The 7440-nt window shown below is 63.9% G+C and carries 7 protein-coding genes; 1 reads left to right on the top strand and 6 read right to left on the bottom strand.

What is annotated here, in order from left to right:
• The 6 genes from FXB38_RS22580 to FXB38_RS22555 form a co-directional block, all read right to left on the bottom strand.
• The coding region (locus tag FXB38_RS22580; protein WP_148753179.1) for a M20/M25/M40 family metallo-hydrolase at positions 1 to 1337 on the bottom strand (1337 nt) is incomplete at its 3' end.
• Between the two features lie 272 nt (positions 1338 to 1609).
• A complete protein-coding gene (locus tag FXB38_RS22575) occupies positions 1610 to 3265 on the bottom strand; it encodes a TRAP transporter large permease (protein WP_148753178.1) in 1656 nt (551 codons plus the stop codon).
• A gap of 29 nt (positions 3266 to 3294) precedes the next feature.
• The gene (locus tag FXB38_RS22570) at positions 3295 to 3876 is read right to left on the bottom strand and encodes a TRAP transporter small permease subunit (RefSeq protein WP_148753177.1); all 582 of its coding nucleotides are present in this window, start codon (positions 3874 to 3876) and stop codon (positions 3295 to 3297) included.
• A 172-nt stretch (positions 3877 to 4048) separates the two neighbouring features.
• A complete protein-coding gene (moaA, locus tag FXB38_RS22565) occupies positions 4049 to 5083 on the bottom strand; it encodes a GTP 3',8-cyclase MoaA (protein ID WP_148753176.1) in 1035 nt (344 codons plus the stop codon).
• Positions 5084 to 5233: 150 nt separating this feature from the next.
• Positions 5234 to 5716 carry a hypothetical protein gene (locus FXB38_RS22560; RefSeq protein ID WP_187435062.1) on the bottom strand — a complete coding sequence of 161 codons (483 nt, stop codon included), beginning with the start codon at positions 5714 to 5716 and terminating at the stop codon, positions 5234 to 5236.
• A 132-nt stretch (positions 5717 to 5848) separates the two neighbouring features.
• Complete coding sequence (locus tag FXB38_RS22555) at positions 5849 to 6547, bottom strand: HAD family hydrolase (RefSeq protein ID WP_148753174.1); 699 nt, start codon at positions 6545 to 6547, stop codon at positions 5849 to 5851.
• A gap of 166 nt (positions 6548 to 6713) precedes the next feature.
• On the opposite strand from FXB38_RS22555, the gene rpiA reads away from it, so the two are divergent.
• A complete protein-coding gene (rpiA, locus tag FXB38_RS22550; protein WP_148753173.1) occupies positions 6714 to 7439 on the top strand; it encodes a ribose-5-phosphate isomerase RpiA in 726 nt (241 codons plus the stop codon).
• The last annotated feature ends 1 nt before the right edge of the window (position 7440 follow it).

Here is a 7440-nt window from a genome sequence, read left to right as displayed (position 1 = left end):
CACTTTCGGGCATCCCATAGCACAAGGGGAGAAGGAAGAAGGGGCGGCTGTTTCAGCTTGCCGGTCGACAGATCCATGATCATTCGCGTGGTCAGGTAGAGACGCGGCACGATGGTATCGAGCTTCACATATTCGGCATCGTTGGAATGCGCGCCGAAGCCCGACAGGCCCATTCCTTCGACCACGGCGCCCTTGGTCTTGAGCGCGGCAAACGCGGCATCGGTGCCGCCGCCTGTCGCCTTCTCGTCGACCTTGAGGGGCATCCCGAGCTCCTGATAGATCGTCTTGCCGTAGGCCGCGACATGCCGCGAGGCGTCGTTGGCTTCCAGCGGCGGACGGCGCACCTCGAACTTCAGCTCGACCTTGGAATCGGGCAGCAGGCGATTCCTGATCTTGTCCTGCAGCGCCTTCTCCAGCTCGTCGAAATCGGCGACCTTGAGCGCGCGCGCATCGGCCTGGGCGGTGGCCTCGGCGGGGATCACGTTGCGGTTGGTGCCGGCCTTGGAGACGGTCCAGTTCAGCTTCAGGCCCTGCTCGGGCTTTGACAGGTCCTTCATCTGCAGCACCTGGTGCGAGAGCTCATAGAGCGCATTGATGCCGCCCTCCGGCCGCGCGCCCGCATGCGAGGACTTGCCGGTCACCGTGAGATAGGCCGAGCCGATGCCGCTGGTGGCGAGCCGCAGCGTGCCGTCGGTGCCGCCGCCCTCGAACGAGAACACGACGTCCTGATCGGCGGCGAATTTGGTGATGGTGCTGCGCCAGCCGGGCGAGGAGATCTCCTCGTCGCCATTGGTCAGCACGGTGAGCGTGCCGTAGTCTTTGAAGTTGAGCTTCTGCAGCATCGCCACGGTGTGGAGAATGAGGGCGACGCCTTGCTTGTCGTCGGCAATGCCGAGGCCGTAGGCCTTGTCGCCGTCGATGCGGAACGGCTGGTCCTTCAGCATGCCCTTCAGGTACACGGTGTCCATATGGGCGATCAGCATGATCTTCTTAGCTCCGGTGCCCTTGAAGACGGCGTGCACGGCCGGGCCGATCTTCTCCGGCGTGTCGTCGAGGCGATAGATGTCGGTGGGCTGCAGGATCTCCACCGTGCCGCCGATCTGCTTGAGCTGGTCGGCGACGCGGCCTGCGATCAGGTTCAGGCCCTCGACATCCTTGCTGCCGGATTCGATGCTGACGAGATCGCGCAGCGTGTCGAGCAGCGGCTGCTGCTCCTTCTGCGCCAGTGTATGGACATCCGCCACCGGCGCGGCATGCGCGACGGTTGCGGCGCATGCCAGCCAGAGCGACGCGATCAACGAACCAACGAACGATGGGGCAGGGAGCGATCGGGACATGCGGGGCGGTCCATTGTTGGAGGATGGCCCGGTATGCCTGCGTTTCCGGCGCTTGTCACGCCGCTGAGTGCGCGCCTCGTCCTTCGAGACGACCGCTTCGCGGTCTCCTCAGGATGAGGCTAAGCGGCATCGGTGCTCGTCAAAACTACGGCCGCACACCCGGTCCTCATCCTGAGGGCCCGCCAACGGCGGGCGTCTCGAAGGATGGCCACACGGGAATCGCTCCCATATGTGATTGCCCTGGAACGCAGAGGCCAGACGGTCCGCGTCAGCTACTTCTGTGGCTGGCCGAAATCGAGTGGCGGCAGATCGATTTGCGGGATCTCGATCTTGATGGTGTTCGGATCGACGGTCGACTGCACGCCCTTGTAGTGCATCACCATCGACGGGAACATGATCACGAGCACGACCATGATGACCTGGATCACCACGAATGGCACCGCGCCCCAATAGATCTGGCCGGTCGTGACCGGCTCCATGCGCTTGCCGGTGACGCGGTCATTATAGCGCTCCTTCGGCGCGACCGAGCGCAGATAGAACAATGCGAAGCCGAACGGCGGGTGCATGAACGAGGTCTGCATGTTCACGCCGAGAATGACGCCGAACCAGATCAGGTCGATGCCGAGATGCTCGGCGGCGGGGCCGAGCAAGGGGATTACAATGAAGGCGAGCTCGAAGAAGTCGAGGAAGAACGCCAGCACGAACACGAAGGCGTTGACGAAGAGCAGGAAACCGATCTGACCGCCGGGCAGCGAGGTCAGGAGATGCTCGACCCAGACGTGGCCGCTGACGCCGTAGAAGGTGAGCGAGAACACGCGCGCGCCGACCAGAATGAAAACGACGAAGGCAGACAGCTTGGCCGTCGATTCGGTGGCCTGGCGAACCAGGTCCCAGTTCAGCCGCCGCTTCGCGGCACCGAGAATCAGGGCGCCGGCGGCCCCCATCGCGCCGCCTTCTGTCGGGGTAGCGATGCCGATGAAGATCGTGCCCAGCACTAGGAAAATCAGGAACAGCGGCGGCACCATCACGAAGGTAGTCTGCTGCGCCATTTTCGAAAGGAAACGGAAGCCCGTGAGCTTGTCGATGATCCAGTTCACGACGGCGACGGCGAACGCGAAGATGATGCCGAAGAACATGCTCAGCACGACGAAGTCGGCGCCATGCGTCTCCGAATTCCGCATCATGAACCAGCCGAAGACGCAGCTCGCAAGGAACAGCACGCCGAGCGACGTCAGGCCGCGGCTGCCGCTGTCCTCCCGGAAGCCGATCGCCTCCTTCGGAAGACCCGGCACCGCTTTTGGAAAGATCAAGCTGACGAGAAAAGCGTAGCCGGCATAGAGGCCTGCGAGCACGAGACCCGGAATGAATGCACCCTCGTACATGTCGCCGACCGACTTGCCGAGCTGGTCAGCCATCACGATCAGAACGAGCGAAGGCGGGATGATCTGCGCCAGCGTGCCGGACGCGGCGATGATGCCGGTCGCAACGCGGCGGTCGTAGCCGTAGCGCAGCATGATCGGCAGCGAGATCAGGCCCATCGAGATCACCGATGCGGCGACCACGCCGGTCGTGGCCGCGAGCAGCGCGCCGACGAAAACGACGGCATAGGCGAGGCCGCCGCGGATGGTGCCGAACAATTGGCCGATCGTATCGAGCAGATCTTCGGCCATGCCGGAACGCTCCAGCACCAGCCCCATGAAAGTGAAGAACGGAATAGCTAGCAGCGTGTCGTTGTTCATTACGCCGTAGACGCGCTCGGGCAGGGCCTGGAGAAAGTCCGGATGGAATTGACCGAGCTCGATGCCGATCACGGCGTAGAACAGGCCTACGGCACCGAGTGAAAACGCCGCCGGATAGCCGAGCAGCAGCACGAACACCAGCGACGCAAACATGATCGGCGCCATATTGGCGATAATAAACGCGGTCATTGAATCTCCCTACGAAGGCCGCTCGCCAACTACTTTTTTTCGATCGCTTCAACGAGGTGCTCGACTTCGGCCTCCAGCGCCGAAATCTGCGACTCGTGCGGATCCGGAATCATGCCGCGCATGATGGCGACCCGTTTAATCACCTCGGAGATGGCCTGCACGAGCAGCAGCGCGAAGCCGATCATGACGAGTGACTTGGCCGGCCATTGCGGGAGGCCGCCGGCATTGCCTGATTGCTCGTTGATCTGGAACGAGCGCAGGAAGAAAGGCACGCCGGTGACAAGCATGACGACCGTCAGCGGGATCAGGAAGAAAAGGTGTCCGATCACGTCAATGATGTTGCGAACCGGCTTCGGTAGCATGGCGTTGACGATATCGATCCGGATGTGCTCGTTGTCGAGCAGCGTCCAGGATGAGCACAGCAGGAACACGATGCTGAACAGGACCCACTGTAGCTCGAGCCAGGAATTGGACGAGGTGTCGAAGGCCTTGCGCACGATCGCATTTGCCGCCGAGATGATGACGGCGACCAGAATCAGCCAGGCCAGGCGCTTGCCGGTCCAGCGTGTAAACGCGTCGATCCTGCCGCTCAATTTCAGGAGCGCTGTCAATGATAGGTCCTCCCCGCTTGTGCCCCGGCCGTCTTGTCTGCGCCGACTCGGCGCGCTCGGCTTGTCTCGCCGCGCAGGCATGAGGCCGCCGCACAAAACCAGCGGGCGTGCCGTCCGTCAATTGGAAGTTTGCTGATAGTTAAGGGAAATTGCCCGGGCGTCGGCGGGTCAACTAGCCGCCGGTCACGCTCATGTGCCGGGAGACGCTGGGACGGTCGTGGCGGCGGTCGATGATGAAATCGTGGCCCTTGGGCTTCAGCCCGATGGCGCGATCGATCGCAGCCGCAAGCAGCGTGTCGTCGTCGGATGCACGCAGAGGTTTGCGCAAATCGGAGGCATCCTCGTGGCCCAGGCAGGTGTGCAGCGTGCCCGTGCAGGTGATGCGCACCCGGTTGCAGGATTCGCAGAAATTATGGGTCATCGGCGTGATGAAGCCGAGCTTGCCGCCGGTCTCGGCGACACTGACGTAGCGCGCCGGGCCGCCGGTGCTTTCCGCGAGGTCCGTCAGCGTGAACTGCTGGGCGAGCCGCGCGCGCACCAGCGACAGCGGCAGGTACTGGTCGATACGGCCCGAACCGATCTCGCCCATCGGCATGACCTCGATCAGGGTGAGGCCCATGCCCTTGCCATGGGCCCAGCGCATCAGATCGGGGAGCTCGTCCTCGTTGAGGTTCTTCAGCGCCACCGCGTTGATCTTCACCGCGAGGCCAGCGGCGCGCGCGGCTTCGATACCCTCGTGCACCTTGTCGATCTCGCCCCAGCGCGTGATCTCGCGAAACTTCCTGGGATCGAGCGTGTCGAGCGAGACGTTGATGCGGCGAACGCCACAATCGGCGAGCTCCCGGGCATGTTTTGCGAGTTGCGTGCCGTTGGTGGTCAGCGTCAGCTCGCCCAGCGCGCCGCTGGCGAGATGGCGCGACAGCGAACGTACCAGCGACATCACGTTGCGCCGGACCAGCGGCTCGCCGCCGGTGAGCCGCAGCTTCTTCACGCCCTTGGCGATGAAGGCGGAACAGAGCCGGTCGAGTTCCTCGAGCGTCAGCAGATCGGCCTTGGGCAGGAACGTCATGTCTTCCGACATGCAATAGAAGCAGCGCAGATCGCAGCGATCGGTGACGGAGACGCGCAGGTAAGTGATGGTCCGCCCGAACGGATCGGTCATCGCGCTCGAGAGCGCGGTGCGGGAGGTCGCGGGAGATCCGTTCATACCAACTGCCTTGCCAACTGCCTGGTCACTTACGGCGACGGACGCATCTTTGCTTCAGCGATGCTCCGGACGCAATCTAAGCATCGCGCAGGCAGAGGACAATCGGGTGGTATACATAGATTAACAACGCTTGGATTGACAACGCTTGGATTAACGCTTGCCCGCATTCGGATCGGGGAACGCAGAACCGGCTGCGGGCGCTGCAGCATCGGCCGGCGCCGCGGCGGGTGCGGCTGCGGCCGGTTTCGGCCTCTTCGGCCGGTGCGGCTTCTTCTTCGCGGGCTTGGGCGGCACCGCCGGCTGAAGCTCCGCGAACACCGGGTTTGGATCGGTGGTCACCGAGGCGGGCGTGGTGAAATCGCCGGGATTCTTGATCACGTTCACCGGCACGCTGGTCGGCTGGTACTTATTGAGGGCGTAGTCGACGGCGAACGGAGCCTCCGGCGCGGGAACCGAGACCGAGCAGGGGGTCTTGCAGCCCGGTCCGAGCGACGTCCTGGCGTCGGCCCCCGGGGGGTTGGATTCGAGCCGGACCTGGACCGTTGGCGGTGCCGATTTGAACATGTCCCAAGACATCGAGGAGCAGCCACCCAGGCTCGCTCCCGCTAGCGCAATCGCGATGACACGACGCATGACCATCCACTTTACTGCGACGAACCGCCACATTACCCCGTCCGGACCTTAGGAGCGTCGCCTGAGGCAAGCAACCGGCGGAGCGCGCATAGTTAATAGATGGTTAACGCGGGGTTCCATGAAATAACCCAGCTATATCAGGGCCTTGCCTGGCGCCGAAACCGTCATCAGGCTGTGGGCGGCGGCCGGCAGGTCGCGCATGTGATGGATCAGCCGGTCCGGCTTCAGATCGGCGATCGGCACGTCCGTGTAGCCGAAACTGACCCCGATCACGGGCACCCCGGCGCGCCGGGCGACGCCGACATCGGTCCCGGCGTCGCCGACCATGATGCTGGCTTTGACCTCGCCGCCGGCCCGCGCCACGGTCTCGCGGAAAATGGTCGGATCGGGCTTCTGGACCCCAAAAGTGTCCGCGCCGCAGATCGCCGCGAACCGCCGGCTCAGGTCAAGCTGGTCCAGGAGCCGCTTCGACAGCCATTCCAGCTTGTTGGTGCAGACCGCGAGACGATGGCCCTGAGCCGCAAACAGGTCGAGCGCGTCCAGCAGCCCCTCGAAGGGCTGCGATTCGACCGCGATATGGTCGGCGTAATAGGCGATGAAATCTGCCGTCATCCGGTCCATGTCGGCCGGCGTGACCGTGCGGCCCTCGGCCTCCAGGCCCCGCTCGATCAGCTTGCGGGCGCCGGCGCCGATCATGTTGCGGGCCGAGGCCATCGGCACCGGCGGCAGGCCTTCGCGGTCGAGCACGTGATTTAGCGCAGTGATCAGGTCGGGCGCCGTATCCACAAGCGTGCCGTCGAGATCGAAGACGAGGGTGTAGGGGGAGGTCATGGTCCCAGCGCTAACGGCCCGGCCGTACCGGCGCAAGGGGCGGGATCATAAGATCGGCTTATAGGCCTGTTCCCAGACCCTGTTCTCCGGGGAAAAACGAGGCTACATAGGCCCGCCGCGGCCGACGATACCTGCGGCACTCCTGATTTGAGAGGCGAGCCCAAACGTGAACATGGACCAGTTGAAGCGGCAGGCTGCGGCGCGCGCGCTGGAAGAGGTGCGTGACGGCATGCAGCTCGGCCTCGGCACCGGCTCGACCGCCAAGCATTTTGTCGAGCTGCTGGGCGAACGCGTCGCCGCCGGACTCAAGGTGATCGGCGTGCCGACCTCGGAGGCGACCCGCGCCGATGCGGAGCGTTGCGGCGTGCCGCTGACGACGCTGGATGAGATCGAGCATCTCGACATTACCGTCGACGGCGCCGACGAGATCGATCCCGAGCTCAACCTGATCAAGGGCGGTGGCGGTGCGCTGCTGCGTGAGAAGATCGTGGCGGCCGCCTCGGATCGCATGATCGTGATTGCCGACGACACCAAATGGGTGCCGACGCTCGGCGGCTTTCCGCTGCCCATCGAGGTCATTCCGTTCGGGCTCGGCGCGACGCGTCGGGCGATCGAGAAGGCATTTGCGGAATGCGGCGTTTCCGGGCAAATGGCGGTTCGCAAGGCCAAGGGCGGGGACAAGGATGGCCACGTTTTCGTCACCGATGGCGGCCACTGGATCGTCGATGCCCAGCTCGGACGTATTGTGGATCCGCCCAGCCTCGCCAGGGCGTTGAGCGCGATCCCCGGCGTGGTCGAGCATGGGTTGTTCATCGGCTTGGCCAGCTCGGCTGTTTTGGCGGGTGGCGAAGGAATTCGCGTGATTGAACGGCGAAAGCCGAAAGGAGACTAGA

Source organism: Bradyrhizobium cytisi (assembly GCF_008123515.1).
Taxonomy (GTDB): Bacteria; Pseudomonadota; Alphaproteobacteria; order Rhizobiales; family Xanthobacteraceae; genus Bradyrhizobium; species Bradyrhizobium cytisi.
The sequence above is the reverse complement of the archived record's forward strand: the minus strand, read 5'-3'. Positions and strand labels throughout refer to the sequence as shown.

Bases quoted from the DNA above. Each gene is read 5' to 3' on its own strand.
- moaA (WP_148753176.1), bottom strand. From the start codon at position 5,083: ATGAACGGATCTCCCGCGACCTCCCGCACCGCGCTCTCGAGCGCGATG.
- FXB38_RS22560 (WP_187435062.1), bottom strand. From the start codon at position 5,716: ATGCGTCGTGTCATCGCGATTGCGCTAGCGGGAGCGAGCCTGGGTGGC.
- FXB38_RS22555 (WP_148753174.1), bottom strand. From the start codon at position 6,547: ATGACCTCCCCCTACACCCTCGTCTTCGATCTCGACGGCACGCTTGTG.
- FXB38_RS22575 (WP_148753178.1), bottom strand. From the start codon at position 3,265: ATGACCGCGTTTATTATCGCCAATATGGCGCCGATCATGTTTGCGTCG.